This is a genomic window from Candidatus Babeliales bacterium, assembly GCA_019749895.1.
GTDB lineage: Bacteria > Babelota > Babeliae > Babelales > RVW-14 > AaIE-18.
Map to the genome: position 1 here is coordinate 70,743 of JAIEPG010000002.1, position 19,321 is coordinate 90,063.

Genomic DNA, 19,321 nt, shown 5'->3' on the forward strand with positions numbered 1-19,321 from the left:
AACATACTTTTGATTTTTAAGAAAAAGGGGCTTTTTTTAAACAAAAAGCCCCTTTTTCTTGAGATATTACTAAATTAAGCCATGATAAGAACTATCTAACACATTCTTCAGCTGCCCGCCTTTTAAAGTTTGATTTATAAATGGCTTTCTTGCATTTTCAAGCAACTGGGCCTGTGCCTGAGTATAAATCTTGTTTTGTATATTTTTAACTAAAAGATCATAGTTCTTTTGAGCAAGATAAGAATAATTATCCCCATTGTTTGCACTAGAAACCGATGTGTACTGAACAGCATAATTTTGTAAAAAAACATCATTTTTATAGCCAGCTTGCAACAAAATATGTACCAAGATAAGACTTAAACGGCGCAAACTACCACTAGTTTGTAGTCGAGCAAAAACTTCGTCCGGACTATCAAGTAAAACCGGCACCGAATCAAAAACCCTTTGAAGATTTTGCCGCTGTTCTGGCGTTGCTCCAGGAGCATTGTTGTCGGCAAAATGGCTAGAAAGGTCAGCCAATAAAGCTGGTTTCGTGGGATATAAATCACCAGGTGCAGACGCACCAGAATTATAATACGTCCATGGGCTTGGTGGTGGCGGCGTATCAAGATCTACTTTGTATGCTTTGATACTATTTTCTTGCTCTTCCGTTTCTATTGAGTGTGGACGCTTGAGCCTCACTTCATCAATCGCTTCTTGGGCCGTTATATTTTTTGATTTAACAAGCCAACAAGCAAGCATAGTCCCCGTCCGTCCATAGCCACCAGCACAATGAACAACAAGCGGCTGATTGGCTTCAACACTTGCCAGAGTTATAAATTGTTTAATTTGTGCAAGCGTTGGCGGCGCAAAGTCTTGAATTGGGATTCTTACGTTGCGCAGCGTACTCCAGCCTGGCACACCCAAAGCACTGGTAAACCATTCCTGTGGCAATTGCGTCTCATTTGTCAACGAAACCAGATTCTTAACACCTTCAAATTGTAATGCTTTAATGTACGCAAAAGAATAAGGTAAAGCCATGCCACCTACCCGGTGAGGACTATCGTCAATCCAAGAAAAATTATTCCCTTCAAGAAGCTCTTTTAATCGCGCTTGCAAGTTCACTGCATCACAAAACTCTAATAGTTCAATCACATTTTTTAAAACAAGCTGATTGCCATAAATTTGTGCATTAAATTCGTCCCAAAGCTTATCTTTTGTTACTTCATTAACACTTGTTGCCAAAGGGTAAAAAGCCTTGAAAACTTGTACCCCATTTTGACCAGACAAAACAAGCTCCATGTTTTCATCAAAGAACTTTTTCTTAGAGTTTTGAATCTCGGTATCAGTCCCGGCCAATTTCGCACCCGCAGGCCCAACAAATGAGGCTACTGATGAACCCGCAGCGTTAAGATTCATGAGCTGATCATAGACCACAACTGCTTGCGCTGCTTCTTTAACTTGTGCTGCTCCTGCTCGCCCCGGCTGCTGCGCTTGTTGCAGAAATGTTTGCAGATTAGTATTTGCAACTGTGGAATAGGGAGAACCTCCCAAGCCACCAGAACTATTCACCGACTTAAGGCTCGCAAAGAAATCAGGACGCTTCTTAATTAAGTTAACAAAGTCTGTCCAAATATCTGCAGAAAATTTAGAATAATAAGTTTTTGTAACAATCGTATTAAATATCTGCTGTGCTATTGCATGTTTAAATGATCCAATACCTCGAAGATTATCCATTTGTCTGGCATGATGATCATTTTCACGCCGCGCTAACGTTTGATAAATATTTTCTTCAGATATTCCATAATATTCATCAGCTGGAACGTCATGAGGATAGGCAGGACTTCTATTGCCTCTAAAGAAAAAGATATCGGCATTAGCAGCATAAGACGTCTTACTCAGCAATTTATCCATAATCGCTAGAGTACCCTTCCAATATTTATCGCCAGCGGTTCCTGCTGGAATATACTCAAGTACACGGTCAAGGTACATATGCGGGTAGCTTTTTTCAGATAATGATTTTTCAATTATTTTCTTTGCAAAGCTCTCTTTTAAAGCAAGTGTTTTTAACAAATTATCAACAATAAAAGTATACGTTGTGTTTTCTTTTGTTATCATGGAGTCACTGCCATCAGTAGCATATGAAAGTCCGTTGTGGCCAGTTGGACCATCATTGGCTTGACGCATAGCCTTTGCCAAAATATTTATTGTAGGGAGATATGGAGCAAGCTTGAATCGCGCAATATCTTCTTTGGTCACCGTCCACCAAAAAGTAACCGCCTTCTTTTCTGGCGTAACTTCAACTTGTTTAAGATCTAATGCCCATGCAACCGCTTGAGCATAGTCACCAATTTTATAGAAACGACCCCACTCGTTTTCGCCACTCGTTCTGCAACCAAAGCGAGCCGTGTCAGTTTTTTTGTTGTATTCAAGAAACAGAGTTGCGCTATGAGACCTCAACGGATAATTATACTTATAACCAAGAGTACCTTTACTAAACGAAAGCCCCATCAACGTTGCATGATTACCATGCGTACCAAAACCTACTTTCTTAATGCTATCAATTTCTGCAAGCAAGTCTTTGAGCAACTGCGGCAACGCTGGAGCATCTTTACTTGCCAGCGCCACAACAGAAGTCTTACCCAAAAAGAAACTTGTTACATTAATCAAACTTTGATGAATAAAGGTAAAAATATCTTCAAACGTGTTGACAGCTTGAAGAGAACCTCCTGCTTTATTACCAATCACAACAAGCGCTACGTTAAAATTGTTAGAGTTATCAAGTTGAGCAGCATCGTAAAGCTTGGCTGCTCCAGATAAGCTTGTTGTTGCGGCTGCTAACTTAACAGTCACGCCAGTATCAAAAGCGGTACCGTAATGCCCACCAAGTTCTTGATACGGACTAATGCCGGTAAGCAGGCGTAAATATTCATCTAGCATTGTTTTAAAGGTGAAAAGTTTGTTGTCGCGCGTGTTAAGTTTAGGATTTGCAGCACTAGTAACCACTTCATACTCACTACTTGCTTTAACTGCCTTTATTGACTGATCGAACGTATCAATAAATAAATCTAACAGTGACAACACCGCCACTTTACCTATATCGCCAGCATTTTTGTATGATTGTACAAACGCAGGGTCAATAAGCTCAGTAACAATACCAGTAAGCAGCAACCATTGCTTATCAAACTTTTTACGCTGAGCAAATATTTCAGGCTTTAAAAATTTAACACGCGCAATTTTCTCATTTACCGTATTCAACAGAGCTTTATCGTTATTGAATGCCGTTACAAGAGAGATCAGAACTTGCTGAACTGGTAGGGCTTGTGTTAAATCTTTTTCCTTTGCCGGTTCAAAAAAATCAGTGTGCAGCCAAACGGTAAGCAACCCAAGCTTACCCAAGGTTGCTACCGCTTCACCAAAATCTTTTTTGTGCTGCTTGCCACCAACATCACCCACCTTGGCAACAAACTGAATCCACTTGTCACTCACTACTTGATTAAGTGCTTCGTCTGCTATTTTTGCATACTGAATAACTTTACCTTCTTGTTTGATTTCAGGCTCAACAAGCCCTTTCTCTTTGAGTCTTTGAATAGCAATCGCTTCAGGTTTTAAAGTACGCAAAACAAAATTGGCAAGTGAGAATGCATTAAGTACCTGATCCGCCTCTGGCTGCTGAAACAATAATGCTTCTAAGAAACGTACCGCAAATAATCGTTTAATATAATCGTCTGTCCCTTTTACAAAATTACGTGTTTGCAAAATATGATGTCCAACCTTAGCCAAGGTATATTTAAACAAAGCTATTTTGTTAGTTAAATCTTGATCTAGCGTTATTGATTTTACATAAAATTCCATACGCTGTTTAATAACCATCAAAAGAACCAAAAAGCTTATCCGTAGATTCTTTTCATCGGCACCTTGTGCCACAGTGTCAAGCATAGTCATAATTTGCGGAGCCAATGCTGCTTGGTTTTTAGTCGATTTAAATGGGGCAAGGAAAGCTTGAAGTTCCGCTGCGCTCACTCCTTCTTTAAGTTCTAACTCTAATTCTTTAAGTAAATCATCAACCTTTGTAGCATCAAAATCTGCCGGTGCAATGCTAGAAAGCAACGGCGATATTGGATAATTTTTCCAACCTTCAAGAATATCATTGGTATTTTTTAAATCTTGCAACGTTTGCTTTGAATCCCACTGAACCACCAGCCCCTGTTGTGGGTCGACTAAAAACTTTGCACCAGGCTCACTGATCGCATCGATAAGTTTATTAATACCGGTCATAAAAATAACCGGCTTTACTGCTGTACGAAATTGTGTTCCCTCATGCGATGTTGGTGGCGCATGCTGCCCCACCACAACGCAAGCTACACGTTCTTTTGTCTTGCTATGCATGTACGTATCAAAAGCCTCACCCATAGTACTTTTAACAATTATTTGGTTGCCATCAATCAGTCGAACAGCACCATCGGCTGGAATAATTGTTTCTCCCTTAAAAACTTCTCCCGTTAACGCTGCAGGGTTGGCAATGTATGACGGCTCTCCCTGATTTGGATTATGCGTAATTGGACGAGCTTGCACCAAGTACAATGTTGAATCATTTCTATCAATAACAAATTCAACGTCCATTGGCTTGAGGTAATATTCTTCAAGAACATTTGCCAACAGCTTGAGCATAAGTCCTTCGTACGATGTCAGTACTGGGCTCATGGCAAGATCTGGCGGATTATCGCGATCTTCAAGTTTAGAATCTTGGTTAAGAGAAGGAAATTTCCTAAATGGCTTTGGTCGCACAATTGCATACATTTTGTCAAAATCGCTCAGATAGTAGGTATCAACACCAACAAGACTGTTGACCACCCCTTCATTGTGCCCATACGCGGCATCAATAGCCACAATGCCAGTTGAACGAGCCTTGACAGAATAATCCCAATGCTCATTCAAGAGATCTTTTTTTGCAATCCCCCCGCCCGGCTCTTCGGTAAACATAACACCACATGCTGGTAATCTTCTTTCTATCATTTTGTTGTCAGGCAAAACTGGCTCTATTTGCACAGCAACATAATTGTTTGGGTTTGCAACAGATGCAGCTGTTAGAACACGCACGGCGAGGACTATAGCTTCTGGTGTAGGCGCAACATTTTGAAAGTTTGTACCATTAGTAAGCGATACCTTAACCTGCCATCCTCCTTTTTGAGCTGCTTTTAACATACCATCAAGATCAGACTCTTGTGTGTTAAAAAATGCATCCAATGAATTTTTGCTTGTAGTTTTAAAGGTATCCCATTTTTCAAACAAGTTAGGACCAGGTTTATTGAACGCTGAACGCACATTTTTTGAACGAATACCACGAATACGCTCTCCCACCATTCTTTGAATAAGCACTGGCGTAAATGGCTCATCAAATAACTCAGGATCACCACCAATCAAACGTTGCATAAAGGATTTTTCACTAAAATATGAACCAACTACCACACCCATTGCCAGCAAAATTTCTGACAGCTGCGGCGCAACGTTTGCAACACTTTCATTACCCCCGGCGTTTGCAAGCTTGTCGGTATCTTCTTTCCCGGTACTACGAACCATTAATGAACTTTTGAAACGTTTTATTTTTTCAAGTGTTTCATTAATGCCAACTTCAAATTGAGCATCAAAATCAAAGATACCAGAAACAACGTCAGGCTCTGTTGCAGCTGTATTAAAAATGGCCATAACATCATTTTCTAAGACCTTTAAATTATCCAAAAACGTTTTTGAAAAATTTTGATCGCGCTTAAATTGATCTTGCGCAGCCTTGTCAAAACGCGCTATAAAATCCGCCCAACGAGTTTTTATATCAAATCCATTTTTTAGCAAAAATGCTTTTATAGAATCTGACGAAATACCCTTAAACTCTGGCACACGTATTTTTAACTCATAAGAACCTGTTTTGTCGGCAATCAAGTTAGTCAAAATGCTTAATGCTCGAGATATCTTTTCAAGCTCTTGCAGATTTCCTGTTTTGTAACCATAGCCCTGAACTTCAGCAAAAACTCGCAATGCTTCTTTGTCGTGAGGGGCAATAGCAGCAATCAAGCTGGCAATCAATTGCGAAAGTTCTTTGTCGATATCTCTAAACGGTGCTGTATCATACGCAATAAAAGCAGCAGCGTCTGGGTTCTTTTCTTCTTCTTCATCTGATTCCCAAAACATGCCCTTGAAAGCACCCCAGATCTTCCCTGTTAAAGATTCTTCTTGCTGCTCTTGCGCTTTTAAATCCTTTACATATTGTCTCAGCGGCTTTTTGCTTTTAACAAATTCTTGGGCCTTGGTAAAACCGGTATTGTACTGACCCCACAACGCCTGCTCTTTGGCTTTTCTTGCTGCTTCTTTTAAATTTTTCTCCAATTCCTGCTTTTCTCTCAAATCAGTTAACGCTTGTCCCAACTGACCAAGTTTTGCTTTTAAGGCGGTAAGTCCACCCTTCAAGTTGTCTAGTGGGTTTGTGGCAGCTGTAAATGCATGATTATTAATAAAAAATAGCAAGAGAAAACACAGCACGTACTGTCTCTGTTTTTTATTCATTTCTTATCCTCAGCTTAGATTTAATTTTTTGGATTATGCGATTTACCAAAACTAAGAGTAAGTAATTAAAAAAATGAATATCAATAATTGAGAAAGATAAGCTCAATTATTCAGCAAAAAGAAGAAAATTCTCACAAAAAAAAGACCCCCAATTTCTTGGGGATCTCTAAAAAATCAAAGTAAATTATTTGGCTAGGCGCGATTGGTAGAACGTGCGTACAAATTGCTCTTGTTCAAAAGGGCTATTTTATTAAAAAAAGGCTATTTTCAAGACTATTTTTAACAAAAAATAACTTTAAAATTGACCTGGGTACCAAATTGTGGTACCATAAAATTAGTAAAAAAGAATAGATAGCCAAGGACTGTGAGTGAATAAAAAGCATAAAAAAACTTTAGAGCTCATTTTTAAGTCGCCACCGCAGCCTAACGTGCGATGGAGCGATATTGAATCTCTCCTCAGAAATTTAGGAGCTGAAATAAGTGAGGGCAATGGGTCACGGGTGCGTATCATACTCAATGATGTTAAAGCAGTATTTCACCGACCACATCCAAAGCCCGAAACAGACAGAGGCGCCTTGGTATCAATGAAAAGGTTCTTACAAAACGCGGGGATTAGTTTATGAATAATTTAATGCACTATAAAGGCTATTATGGCCACGTTACCTTTGATAATGAAGCAGAAATCTTTCATGGCGAAGTTATTGGACTGAAAGACGTTATCACCTTTCAAGGCAAAAGCGTTCAAGAGCTCAATAAAGCTTTTAAAGACTCTGTTAATGATTATCTTGCGTGGTGCCAAGAACGCAACGAAAAACCTGAGAAAACTTTTTCAGGCAATCTACGTATTCGCATTCCAGCAGAGCTTCATGCCATTCTAACCAATGAGGCTGCGTCTCACGGCCTCAGCCTCAATTCATACATTATCGAAAAGTTACAAAAATAAACTATTTAGCCAGGCGCGACTTGTAAAACGTGCGCACAAATTGCTCTTGTTCAAACGTACTAATCGACGGATTGCGCAGCTCACGAACTTTACGGATTGCCGAGTCGGCATCAATGCCTTCGTTGGCAATTAACCAACAGGCAAGCAACGTGCCCGTGCGGCCCATGCCGTGTTTGCAATGCACAACAACGCCTTTGTCTTGCTGTTGAACCGCTTTAGCTTCACGCAAAAACTCTTCAGCTTGTGCAATAGTTGGCACGTGCAGATTGTAAATGGGCAGATGCAGGGTTTTGATACCAGGATGCTCAATAAAATATTGTGGTGGCAAGGGGTTTTTGGTCAGCGTAACAATCAACCCAACATTGTGCTCGTGCAGGTAGGCAATGTGCTCTTTGCACGCGGGTTGTGCCATACCGGCCATTTTATTGTTGGTTTTTTCACAGATCCAAGAAAAATACTGTGGGCTAATTGAAGATGACAAATTATGGGCAATGTTCATAACAGCAACGCTCAGCATTAATAAAAACAGTGTTCTTTTCATAAAGGGCTCCTTGCAAAGCCCTATCTTAACAAAAAGGTGGTGGGTGTGCAAAAGCCCCCTCCCTCGATACATTTTTTCGCTTCTTCCTACGCCCTATCCTTCGACAAGCTTACACCTTCGCTCTTCATAGCTTCGGTGCACAGGCAGGACGAACGGGCTTCGGAGGACGGGTCGCTCAAAAACACTCGGGATGAGCACCCTTCGAGACGCTCTACGAGCTCCTCAGGGAAAACGGATGGAAGTAAGCCTCGGCCATCCCTAAGCCTATTGAAAAACGTGGGAAAACGGATGGAAGTAAGACCCAATCATTCTGAGTCTGTTAAAAAACGTGGAAAAACGGGGAATATAGAATGTCTTCTGGTTTTAACTTTTTTTACTTCAATAGTTTTTAGTTCCCGTTCGGCCTGAGGAGCAACTCGGAGAGTTGCGTCTCGAAGGCTACAGTCCAGGCTCGTCGGATTCTTGCACGTAGGCAACTGCAAGCACTTCATCGATGGTAGTTATGCCTTCTTGAATTAACCGTACGCCATCCAGACCCAACAGCGTCATGCCGGCTTTAAGCGCCTGGTCACGCACCACATTTGCATCGGCTCGTTGAATAATCAGGCGGGCAATGGCATCGTCAACCTCCATAACTTCAAACACCGCACAACGGCCACGGTAGCCCGTTTGTAGGCACTCGTCACAACCAACAGGCTTATAAAAAGTTATGCTGGCAGCTTGGGCAGCCGTTATGCCAAGACGGCGAATAGCTTCAGCATCGGGCTGGTAAACTTGGCGACACTCAAGACACAAGGTACGTACCAAGCGTTGTGAGATAACCATAATTAATGAAGAAGCAATAAGAAACGGCTCAACGCCCATGTCGATCAACCGCGTAATGGTTGCCGGTGCGCTGTTGGTGTGAATGGTGCTTAACACCAAATGACCGGTCAAGGCAGCTTGTGTTGCAATTTCTGCCGTTTCACGGTCGCGAATTTCACCAATCAGCACCACATCGGGGTCTTGTCGCAAAATAGATCGTAAAGAAACGGCAAACGTTAGCCCTGTTTTTTCATTAACCGGAACTTGATTCACACCATGCACGGTATATTCCACCGGATCTTCAACGGTAATAATGTTAACGTCGGGCTGGTTTAAGCGATTTAAAATGGCATAGAGCGTAGACGTTTTACCAGAACCGGTTGGACCGCTCACCAAAATAATGCCGTTAGGGCGTTCAATGGTACGCAGCATCAACTTTAAATCTCGCTCTGCCATACCAATTTTTTCTAAATCTTTAGTGCCCTTACCTTTGTCGAGCAAACGCATAACCACACGCTCACCAAAATTGCAAGGCAAAATGGACACACGAATATCAAATGCACGGTCGCCCACTTTAATTTGAATACGCCCATCTTGCGGTATCCGCTTTTCGGCAATGTTGAGATGCGCCATAATTTTTATACGCGAAACAATAGCGCCCTGGTAGCGCTTGGGCGGAATAACGCGGGAATATAAATTACCATCAATGCGGTAACGCACACGCAACTCTTTTTCATACGGTTCAATGTGAATATCTGACGCACCTTCTTTTACCGCCTGAAACATAACGTGGTTGACCAGTTTTACAATGGGCGCTTCGTTGGCCATTTCCATAATATCTTTGTCTTCAATGGAACTAAAACCGAACTCATCTTCGCCTTCGGTAAGCTCTTCCATCATTTCTTTACTACTTTCTAGCGGGTAGTATTTGTTGATGGCGTCCATAATAACTAAATCGGTAGAAACGGCATAACGCACATCACCGGCCATGAGTAGTGAAAGATCGTCCAACGGCTGCAAGTCGTGCGGGTTGGCGGTTACCAACGTTTTTTGGCCTTCAAACATGATAGGAATTACCATGTGCTGACGCAAAAATTTGAGTGGCACTTTGCGCAACAGCTCAAGGTCGGCCATTTGTTCGGTAATCAGCTGGATGAAGGGAAGCTGCATCTGCTCGCCCAGCGCACGAGCAACGTCATGCTTTGAAGCAAAGCCACGCTCAATAAGAATAGTACCCAGCAATTTGCCGGTCGATTTTTGTTCTTTTAAACAATCATCAAGCTGCTCTTTGGTAACAATTCCAAGATCGATAAGAATATCACCAATTTTTTTTCTCAGCATACTGCCCAGCTCCTTCATTTAGCATCAGATTTTTATACGTGGTCCAGAGTGTATCAGATGGGTGGTAGGCGGGCAACAATTTAGCAAAATGACTAAAGCAAGGCATATGAATCAAAATTTCCTTGCTTCGTGAAGTACCTCGTCAGCAAAGAATCAATTTTAGCCTGTCTCTCCGCAAGAGGAATTTCTTTACTTACACCTGTGCCATGATTGTAGTACTTCTTATAAAAGCCTTCTAGCCCGGAGTGCGCAGAAAAAAAAGCTTCATTTCTACTAAGATCACTAGCAGGGTTATCATGATTAAAGTGTGAAATACTACCTTGCGGGGCAAATAACTTATAATTAAATTCTCCACTCTTGGTACCAAATGCAATTGCACTGGTTCTATAGTGCGGTACAAGATCACCTGCTTTCAAAGATTTGTTGCTATCAAGTTGCTCCTGTGTTGCAGGAGCTCGATACGTTGAACCATTGTTCAAGGGGATCATGGTACCATCACCCTGAGCTTGCACAACAGCAACGGCCAACGAAACAAACCAACCGGTATCGGTTAATGTTTTGGTAACTAGATTTTTAAGAACAGAAAATTGAGGCTTATGCGCATCTGTCAAATCTGCTTGCATTTTAGGCTGCGGCAAATGAACATCAATTGACGTCAAAATGTCACATTTCATAGAAGGGTCTACAGTACAATCGCGGCAATAATCTTCAGAATTACTGTAAGCGTAAATTTCAGTATCTTTAAAAGATTCAGAATGTGCCGATTTAAACCAATTAGCAAACTCTTGAAATCTTTGCTTATAGTTCACATTATTAAAAACGTCACCAGCATAATTGGTATCGATAAAAATGAGCTTTTTAAAGGTAAAGCCAAAGCGAGCTAGCAAATCAATTAATTTAAAATCTTGACCGAGACACCCTGACCCAAGCGAAGCATAGGTTAACTCTTTTTCTTTGCCATTAAACTTGGACAAACAAAATTCCAAGAAAAATAAATCAAAAATGCCTCTTCGCCATGAATCTATCGACAACTCATAGCAAGCCTCAAAATGCCTAAATAAATCATGCAATTTATCAGTAGGAGTTAAACCTCTAAAACAATTATATGAACCAGGTTGAAACAGACCAGTCCCTTTTACGTGGTACTCGAGATACTTCACAAAAAACTCAGCATTTGGTTTCTCTAAAACCTTACCAGCCTCATCAACACCAAAAACATAATTGGTAAGTTCTTCTATCGCTGCTTTTTCGAGCAACGTAACGGGGTTAGTAAATTTTTTTCTCTTAAGTACTGCTGGCACACCTGGTCCCGCCGGTGCTGCTGGTCCTGCTGGTGCTGGTACAAGCGCAGACAATGCCTGCGCCAACGTTGCCAATTTTGTCTTAAGTGCCTGCAAACCAACTTGCAAACCAACCAACGGACCGGCTGCGGGCATACATTGTGAAAAAGAGAAAAACAAAACAATAATTAATAATTTTTTAGACTTCATACCACCCCTCTCCCCAGAGCACAGCTCTTTATCCTCTAAAGAGCGTAGCGCAGGTAGCGGGGAGCGGGCAACAGTTTAGAAAAATGGCGAAAAAAAGAGGCCCGGGAAATTCCCAGACCTCTTCAATGGACTCGCTTATGGCGTGTTATGCAAAATGAGAATCTTGCTCATCTTCCAAAACAACTTCAGCACGTCTGTTTGCAGACAATGCTTCAATCTTCTTGTCACGATCAGTTTCGTTAGTCCAAACCAATGGTGATTCATAACCAAGACCGATTGTCTTAATTTTTTCTTTTGGAAGACCTTGTGCAACCATTTCTTTCTTAACTGCTTGAGCGCGACGTTGTGAAAGTGCAAGGTTGTAGCCAGCTGAACCCATTTGGCAGGTATGGCCTTGTACTGTCACGGTCTTACCGCTTTCAATTGCTTTTTTTGCCAACTTACAGTCAGTAGCTACGACTGGCTTTTGATCATTCTTGATTTCGTTTTGGTTGAAATCAAAATGCACGCGTTGGAATTCATAATCTTCTTCAAAGGCTTCGTTGGTAACCAACAAATCTGCATCTTCTTCAGCATTGCGGTCTGCTGCGTTTGCAAGCTCATTGTCTACTTCTTGATTTGATACAACAAGATTTTCTTCATCTTCATTTACAAAAGCAAAGTCAGTCAATGATGCATCATCAAACAATTCTTCGTTTTCTGCTGTGTACACAGGAATCTCACCTTGTGTGTCAGCATGCACAAATTTTCTGCCAGCATCGCAATGTTCAGCATCTTTCTTTTTGCCACAACCGGACACAAGAACTACTAGAGCCAGGCCCAAAAGCGTCAATTTTTTCATCGTATACTCCTATTATACCTGAAACAATAAAACCATTTTACTATCAGCGGTCCATACCAATTGCAACAAAAGGTATCATAAATAGTCCCATTTTACTACTAATTTATTCAGTTTGTTGATTCTATTACGCACTTTTTTTAGGATAGGGTATAATAGCGAATGAATCGCATTAATCATTCAAAAATTTGAAACTAAAGAAACTATAAAAAAATTCCGTTTTTTTCGAGGCATCATGGCAAAAAAAATTCTTATCAACAACGAGCTTTGGCAAACTCGCGTTGCCCTTTTAAATGACAATAAGTTACAGGATATTTACTTTGATACCAAAAGCAAAGAAGATCTGGAGCGCTGTTATTTTAAAGGCCGCATTACCAAAGTTTTGCCAGGCATCCAAACTGCTTTTGTTGATATCGGACATAGCAAATCTGGCTTCTTGCACATTACCGAAGTAGACCGCTCACTGGCAACTGAAAAAATTTCAGAATTTTTGCAACTGGAAGATGAGGAAGAGCTGAGCAAACGCGAGCTCAAATCATCACTGGATATCAGCAAAATATTTACCGAAGGCGAAGACGTTTTGGTACAAGTTATTAAAGAACCAATTCACGAAAAAGGCGCCAAGCTAACCACTTGTTTTACCTTGCCTGGTAAATTTGTGGTACTCATGCCTAATATTCCACAAATTGGCGTTTCAAAAAAAATTGAAGACCGCGACGAGCGCACACGCTTAAAAGAAATTGTTGCACAATGCGTTCCTGAAGGTATGGGCGCTATCGCACGCACCACCGCAGAAGGCCGCCAACAAAAAGCAATTGAAAAAGATATTGAAGTTTTAATCTCAACTTGGAAATCGGTCCAAAAAAAGTTTGCCAAAGCAAAGCCTGGCGAAAAGATTCACGAAGATCTTTCTCTGTCATTGCGTACCGTGCGCGACCACTTGGACGACGATGTTGAAGCGGTTATTACCGACGATCAGCAAGACCAAGAAAAAATTATGAGTGTGGTCAAAGCCCTAACGCCTGAATTTGCCAACCGCATCCGCTTTTATGGCGACCACCCGCCCCTGTTTGATAAATTTGATATTGAAAAGCAAATTGAAAAAGCGCTGCAAAAGAAGGTACAACTCAAGTCGGGCGGTTCGTTGATTATTGAATCTACCGAGGCGATGACGGTTGTGGACGTTAACACTGGCAAGTTTACCGGTTCCAACAATATGGAAGACACCATTTTGAAAACCAACTTGGAAGCAGCTGAAGAAATTGCCACACAACTGCGCCTGCGCAACATTGGCGGTCTTATTGTTATCGACTTTATTGATATGGCTAACCAAGGTAACCGCCAAAAGCTTTCTCGCCATTTTGAAAAAATGTTACACGAGCGTGACAAATACCAGTCAGTTACCTTAAAAGTCTCAGAATTTGGTATTATTCAAATGACGCGTAAACGCTCTGGCAAAACATTGGTACAGCAGCTGATGCATGTGTGCCAAACGTGTCATGGCAGCGGCGCAGTTAAATCTACTTCAACACTCAGTTTTGAGTTGTTGCAAGAATTTAGCAAAGAGATTGTACGCAAAGGAATAAAAGATTCTATCGTTTTGAGCATTCCGCTCAAGGTGTTTGACTATCTGATTCATCATGAGTATAAATCAATTTTGCAGCTTGAAAAAAGACTTGGCGTTAAAATTGTTTTAGAAAGTAATGAAGATCTTGAAGGCAACCACTTTCAGATTAATAAAGTTTAATCCACTCTTCAGTAGCACAATCAAGGATACCGCATGTCAGCCCAAACAAAAGGCATTTTAGAAAAATATCCCTCATACCAAGCAACTATTGGTATTGAAGTGCATGTCCAACTCAAAACAAAATCTAAAATATTTTGTGGTTGTTCCAACAATTTTGGCGACGAACCAAATAGTAACATCTGCCAGGTATGCGCCGGCTACCCAGGTACCCTGCCCGTACTCAACAAAAAAGTTGTCGACTTTGCTATTATGGCAGGCCTAGCCGCAGATTGCTCCATAACGCCAAAAACTGACTTTGCACGCAAGCACTACATGTACCCTGACTTGCCCAAAAATTACCAAGTAACACAAGACGACAATCCAATTTGCCAACATGGGCATATCACCATTGAGCTTGAAGATGGCTCTGAAAAACAGATTCGCATCTTGCGCATGCACATGGAAGAGGATGCGGGTAAAAATATCCACACTACCTTGGGCACCAGCCTGGTAGATTTAAACCGTGCGGGCACGCCACTGCTAGAAATTGTTAGCCAACCAGACATTGCTAACGCACAAGAAGCACGCGCTTATTTAATGCGTTTGCGCTCAATAGTACAATATCTTGGCATCAGCGATGCCGACATGGAAAAGGGATCATTCCGTGCCGACGTTAACATTTCGGTAAAAAAGAAAGAAGCTACGCAGCTTGGCACGCGCGTTGAAGTTAAAAATATCAATTCGTTTAAATACATTGGCCAAGCAATTGATTATGAAATTGAACGGCACATTACCATGCTTGAAACGGGCGAAAAAATGCGTATGGAAACGCGCCTGTGGGACAGCAAAAATAATAAAACATTCTTCATGCGCTCAAAAGAAGAAACGGCAGACTATCGGTACTTTACTGAACCCGACTTGCCATTAATCGTTATTGACAATGCGTGGATTGAAAATTTGCGTAAACAACTTCCTGAGCTGCCACACCACAAGCTTGCGCGCTTTCAAAAAGAATATGGCCTTTCAGCGTACGAAGCCGCTATCTTGGTTGACACGCAAGAACGCGCCGACTTCTTTGAGCAAGCCGCAAAATCAGGCGCGCCAGCAAAGCCAATTGCAAACTGGATGCTGCGCAACTTATTAAGCTTTTTAAATGAAAGCAAACTGTCATTGAATGAAAGCCCGGTAACCCCTCAACATTTGGCAGCGTTGGTCAACGAGATTGAACAAGGCACCATCAACAACAAAATTGCTCAAGATGTTTTTGCTGAAATGGCAGCAACCGGCAAAATGCCTGCGGTTATTATTGAAGAAAAAGATTTAAAACAAGTAGGCTCTAGCGATGAGCTTGAAGCAATCGTTAAAAAGATTGTTGAAGATAACCCAGACTCAGTTGCCAAACTGAAAGCCGGCCAAGACCGCGTACTTGGTTTCTTTGTGGGCCAAGTTATGAAAGCCACGCAAGGAAAAGCAAACCCCGTGGTTATTAATGAGTTATTGAAAAAGTATTTGGGATAACACTAAAAAAAGTTAAGCCTTGATTTATTGTAGCTTAAAAACTACAATAAAATTAGACGATTAAAAACCTGAAATCTGAGATGATTATTGAACCTATAAAGATAGTAGTTTATAAGACAAAGACAGGAAAATCGCCATTTTTTACTTGGAGAGATAAACTTGAACTAGGCGCAAGGGCCGTCATAAGAACGAGGCTTGACAGAGTTAGCGTTGGTGGGGATAAAGCAAGCCAAAATCGCGACATAGAAAAAGCAAAGCAATATTGGCTCGAATATAAGGAACAAGGATGAAAAAAATAACAAAAAAAAGCAGGCATATTGATTATCATGAAAGATTGATTGAAGATCTAAAAGACCCAATAGAGGCAATTGCATACCTTAACGCTGCGCTCATGGACGAAGACCCTCGCATCTTCTTAATAGCCGTGAGAAATGTTATTGAAGCACATGGCATGAGCATCGCTGATATTGCAGAGCAAACCAACTTAAATAGAGAAAATCTCTATCGCACGCTCTCATCAAAAGGGAACCCCAAATTAACAAGTATCATTCCAATACTCAACTCACTCGGCTTGAATTTAGCAATTCAACCATACAAAAAATAGAATTTATTTTAAAGAAAAAGAGGCTTGGTTTTCACCAAGCCTCTTTTTCTATTCATGAAAGATGGAGAGCACGCTCTTCCCACGTCTTTCGCGGAGAGCTTTTTGGTTGTTGCTCCACAAGCCATGCAACATAAACTCTCAGCTTTTCAAGATTGTAGTCATGAGCTTCTTGATCAAAAAAAGCTTGCTGAAATTCAATAAAATACTTTCCGGTTAATCCCAAAAAAAACGTACGCTCATCACTCTCTTTGATGAACTTATTTAAGTACCTAACTGGATCGCCATTAAATCGTTGTGAAATTGTTGTGATGAAAAATTCTTTATTATCATCAAACTCAGCCAACCATGCCTGTTTTTTTTCTGAGTGAGCAGCTGTATAGCCGTTACTAGAAAAACTTACCGCTAAAAAAATGGCCACAAAAAAAGCCCTAAACATAATCCAACGTCTCTCGCTAAATTGTTCTTAATACTATTGCTACCAAAGAAGAAGAGGGACTTTTTTTATAAGCCCCTCTTCTAAAAAAACTACTCTTGGCCTTCAAACTTATCTTGGTTGCCACGCAAGCCATTGTGAATAAGCAGCAAGTTTTTCAAGGTCATAATCATTCTTTTCTTCATCAAAAAACATAGTATGAAACGTTTTATAAGACGTTCTTAATTCTTCTTGCAATTCATCACGCTTAGTCTTGTTATTCGTAAAGTCATACAAGCCATGACCAAATTTAGGGAAAATACTTCTACGAGCAGTAGTTGCAAAATAATCTCTATCGCCATTAAATTCAGCCCACCACGCTACCCGTTCACTCTCAGTAAACGAATACCCACTGGTTGTACAACTTACCGAGAAAAAAAGCACTAATCCAAAAGCCTTATTCATAAATATCCTTAGATTTGTCTGTAATGGTTATTAGTTAATTTTTATCTAACAATTGTCTGTCATTTTTTGAAAAGCTTTCAAATGTTACGAGCGGCAACCGGTTAAACATAGCCGGCTCAATACTCAAAAACCGCTCATACATCAGATCTATACTGCCAAAAAAGCCTTCGCTCGTATTCAAGCCCAGCACACGACATGCATCATGAACACGCTCAGCACTGTCGCCTTCAATTTCTACAAAAGTAGGCAACCCCGGCCATTGATCAATAGCAAGTGTGCAATTCATGAAACTCCACTCTTCACGATAATTCTCTTGGTACGATTTAGCCTTAAGACCAAGACTTTCTAAGAGCAGACAGCCTTTTGCAAAGTTATCAATCTTTATTTCTATTTCAGAAACACCTTCTATTTTTGTACCATCAGACAGTCGCTTAATAGTCATGGTAACGCAATTACCTTCATCACGAACACGACCCCAACTGTTTGCGCCCAGTTCAAAAGTTTTACGCTTCATCAACCGGTTGGCAACAAGAAGCGTTGCCCCTCGCTCTGCCAATAATTTTTTAAATTCTTCAGGCTCAATAGTAAATCTGATTTCATATTCAATAGCCAATGCGTCCATAACCGCCTCTCTTTGTGTGATTTTTTTATTTGATAATATTTCTCGCGTACCTGCAAAACCAATATTCTGTGCAAACCAAGCAGCAACCTTATCAGGAAGCGCACGCTTATAATCACCTTCACAAACATCCATCGTAGCAACCAATGGACCAGAAACCCGACCAATTGCAACATCACGCAAATATTCTTCCGCACACAAGGCAATACGAAGAATAACATCTTGGGCTTTTAGAGCATCACTCAATAATAAGGCACACGTCTCAACAATAAATGCGGTATATTCTGGATCAAAGGCATCTAGAGCTGTATTATTGTTTACTAATTTAATACAACCATCTTTTCTTCGCTGCTCCATCAATTCTACAATCACACCGCTATAAATAATTTCCAAAGCTTTTGCTGCCTCTTTATTGCCAAAAACAGTTGTCAACATAACCAAAGCACGATCTTGGTTATTAGTTGACAAACCATGTATCTTTGCTTGCAATAAAATATTTTTTATATCTTGAAGAGAAAACAATGGTTGATAATCATTGGAAACAAGAAAAAGACGATACTCAAAGCCAATTGATGAAACGATTTCACTTTCGCGTGAAAAAATATCTTTTGATACAAAATCACCAAGCCCATTAAAAAAATCTTTATACCTGGCCAAAAAACCATACTCTTCAAGCTTACAAAGAAGCCAAAAGTGATCAAATAGATCATGTATCATAAAGGCTACTTTGGAATTTGCAAGACCGTTCACCGTTAAAATTCTTTGATTCTTGAGTTGGTCAAGCAGAGGCAAATCTGGCGCGTTTTGACAGCATTCTTTTAATACAGGCACAAATTCGGGCAGAACACTGCTGCAAATACCCACTTTTTTGAGTTGATTAAAATTGCGCTCTGTTGGTTGAGAGCTACGTTGTAGAGCATCAAAATTTTTATGTTGTTCACAACGAAGAGCAAGATCTTGATCAATCTTACCAGTATCACTGATCAAAACTCTTACCGCATGATAAAGTTGCTCAATATCATCTTTGCCAAGCGCAAGCACAGGGCGGTGTTTAGAAGATACCGCATGTTCTTTATTTCTTGCCAAAAGACGCCACGCATCAACAGCACCTTGCGCACTTTCTGCATTCATTAAAACCGCACTCAATAAATGCAAAACCATTGCATCAGATGAATCACCATTAGAAATGGTACCCTGCTGTACAATGATCTCAATTACGCGATGCTTAAGCTCCCAGAATCGAATTTGTTCATACTCACTCATAGCAACAAGTGATTTGCCAGCAATTTTATCAATGCTTGGTGAATCAGCATATACAGCACCAAACTGTACAAGAATTGCAAAGGATATTGCTGTTACTAATCTCCGCATATAAAGTGCTCCCGTGCAAAACAAACAAGTAAAAAATCTATGAAAAACCAATGATTGTGGAGCACATTATAAAGAAAAAATCTATTTACTCAACAAAAATGCATATGCCAAC

The 19,321-nt window shown here is 40.6% G+C and carries 13 protein-coding genes; 5 read left to right on the forward strand and 8 right to left on the reverse strand.

Annotated features, from left to right (window positions below; translation table 11 throughout):
* Nucleotides 1-69: 69 nt before the first annotated feature.
* Nucleotides 70-6,537 (reverse strand): dual specificity protein phosphatase family protein, encoded by a 6,468-nt coding sequence (locus K2W90_01365; protein MBY0352995.1) that lies wholly within the window; start codon nt 6,535-6,537, stop codon nt 70-72.
* Between the two features lie 368 nt (nt 6,538-6,905).
* Between K2W90_01365 and K2W90_01370 the strand changes: the two genes are divergently transcribed.
* A complete protein-coding gene (locus K2W90_01370; GenBank protein ID MBY0352996.1) occupies nt 6,906-7,160 on the forward strand; it encodes a type II toxin-antitoxin system HicA family toxin in 255 nt (84 codons plus the stop codon).
* The gene (locus K2W90_01375) at nt 7,157-7,480 is read left to right on the forward strand and encodes a type II toxin-antitoxin system HicB family antitoxin (GenBank protein MBY0352997.1); all 324 of its coding nucleotides are present in this window, start codon (nt 7,157-7,159) and stop codon (nt 7,478-7,480) included. Before K2W90_01370 ends, K2W90_01375 begins: the two co-directional genes overlap by 4 nt.
* Nucleotide 7,481: 1 nt before the next feature.
* On the opposite strand, the gene K2W90_01380 is transcribed toward K2W90_01375, so the two are convergent.
* From K2W90_01380 to K2W90_01395, 4 genes are all read right to left on the reverse strand, one after another.
* Nucleotides 7,482-8,021: a dual specificity protein phosphatase family protein gene (locus K2W90_01380; protein MBY0352998.1), complete on the reverse strand. Its 540-nt coding sequence runs from the start codon at nt 8,019-8,021 to the stop codon at nt 7,482-7,484.
* A 438-nt stretch (nt 8,022-8,459) separates the two neighbouring features.
* Nucleotides 8,460-10,166, reverse strand: coding sequence for a type II secretion system ATPase GspE (gene gspE, locus K2W90_01385; protein MBY0352999.1), 1,707 nt, complete (start codon nt 10,164-10,166; stop codon nt 8,460-8,462).
* A 92-nt stretch (nt 10,167-10,258) separates the two neighbouring features.
* Nucleotides 10,259-11,656 (reverse strand): hypothetical protein, encoded by a 1,398-nt coding sequence (locus tag K2W90_01390; protein MBY0353000.1) that lies wholly within the window; start codon nt 11,654-11,656, stop codon nt 10,259-10,261.
* 145 nt (nt 11,657-11,801) lie between these two features.
* Complete coding sequence (locus K2W90_01395) at nt 11,802-12,497, reverse strand: OmpA family protein (GenBank protein MBY0353001.1); 696 nt, start codon at nt 12,495-12,497, stop codon at nt 11,802-11,804.
* A gap of 232 nt (nt 12,498-12,729) precedes the next feature.
* Here K2W90_01395 and K2W90_01400 point away from each other — a divergent pair, with 232 nt between their 5' ends.
* The 3 genes from K2W90_01400 to K2W90_01410 all read left to right on the forward strand — a co-directional run bounded on the left by K2W90_01400 (nt 12,730) and on the right by K2W90_01410 (nt 16,342).
* Nucleotides 12,730-14,241: an Rne/Rng family ribonuclease gene (locus tag K2W90_01400; GenBank protein MBY0353002.1), complete on the forward strand. Its 1,512-nt coding sequence runs from the start codon at nt 12,730-12,732 to the stop codon at nt 14,239-14,241.
* Between the two features lie 33 nt (nt 14,242-14,274).
* Complete coding sequence (gene gatB, locus K2W90_01405) at nt 14,275-15,738, forward strand: Asp-tRNA(Asn)/Glu-tRNA(Gln) amidotransferase subunit GatB (protein ID MBY0353003.1); 1,464 nt, start codon at nt 14,275-14,277, stop codon at nt 15,736-15,738.
* Between the two features lie 286 nt (nt 15,739-16,024).
* Nucleotides 16,025-16,342: a putative addiction module antidote protein gene (locus tag K2W90_01410; GenBank protein MBY0353004.1), complete on the forward strand. Its 318-nt coding sequence runs from the start codon at nt 16,025-16,027 to the stop codon at nt 16,340-16,342.
* A 52-nt stretch (nt 16,343-16,394) separates the two neighbouring features.
* Here the strand turns inward: K2W90_01410 and K2W90_01415 are convergent, their stop codons facing one another.
* From K2W90_01415 to K2W90_01425, 3 genes are all read right to left on the reverse strand, one after another.
* Nucleotides 16,395-16,760, reverse strand: a complete 366-nt coding sequence (locus K2W90_01415; protein MBY0353005.1) for a hypothetical protein — start codon at nt 16,758-16,760, stop codon at nt 16,395-16,397.
* 126 nt (nt 16,761-16,886) lie between these two features.
* A complete protein-coding gene (locus tag K2W90_01420) occupies nt 16,887-17,219 on the reverse strand; it encodes a hypothetical protein (protein MBY0353006.1) in 333 nt (110 codons plus the stop codon).
* Between the two features lie 34 nt (nt 17,220-17,253).
* On the reverse strand, nt 17,254-19,209 hold the full coding sequence (locus K2W90_01425) for a CYTH domain-containing protein (GenBank protein MBY0353007.1): 1,956 nt from the start codon (nt 19,207-19,209) through the stop codon (nt 17,254-17,256).
* Nucleotides 19,210-19,321 lie beyond the last annotated feature (112 nt).

Excerpts from the sequence above, each read along its gene's own strand:
- K2W90_01410 (MBY0353004.1), top strand. The coding sequence starts at position 16,025 with ATGAAAAAAATAACAAAAAAAAGCAGGCATATTGATTATCATGAAAGA.
- K2W90_01395 (MBY0353001.1), bottom strand. The coding sequence starts at position 12,497 with ATGAAAAAATTGACGCTTTTGGGCCTGGCTCTAGTAGTTCTTGTGTCC.
- K2W90_01400 (MBY0353002.1), top strand. The coding sequence starts at position 12,730 with ATGGCAAAAAAAATTCTTATCAACAACGAGCTTTGGCAAACTCGCGTT.
- K2W90_01390 (MBY0353000.1), bottom strand. The coding sequence starts at position 11,656 with ATGAAGTCTAAAAAATTATTAATTATTGTTTTGTTTTTCTCTTTTTCA.
- gspE (MBY0352999.1), bottom strand. The coding sequence starts at position 10,166 with ATGCTGAGAAAAAAAATTGGTGATATTCTTATCGATCTTGGAATTGTT.
- K2W90_01375 (MBY0352997.1), top strand. The coding sequence starts at position 7,157 with ATGAATAATTTAATGCACTATAAAGGCTATTATGGCCACGTTACCTTT.
- gatB (MBY0353003.1), top strand. The coding sequence starts at position 14,275 with ATGTCAGCCCAAACAAAAGGCATTTTAGAAAAATATCCCTCATACCAA.
- K2W90_01425 (MBY0353007.1), bottom strand. The coding sequence starts at position 19,209 with ATGCGGAGATTAGTAACAGCAATATCCTTTGCAATTCTTGTACAGTTT.
- K2W90_01420 (MBY0353006.1), bottom strand. The coding sequence starts at position 17,219 with ATGAATAAGGCTTTTGGATTAGTGCTTTTTTTCTCGGTAAGTTGTACA.
- K2W90_01365 (MBY0352995.1), bottom strand. The coding sequence starts at position 6,537 with ATGAATAAAAAACAGAGACAGTACGTGCTGTGTTTTCTCTTGCTATTT.
- K2W90_01380 (MBY0352998.1), bottom strand. The coding sequence starts at position 8,021 with ATGAAAAGAACACTGTTTTTATTAATGCTGAGCGTTGCTGTTATGAAC.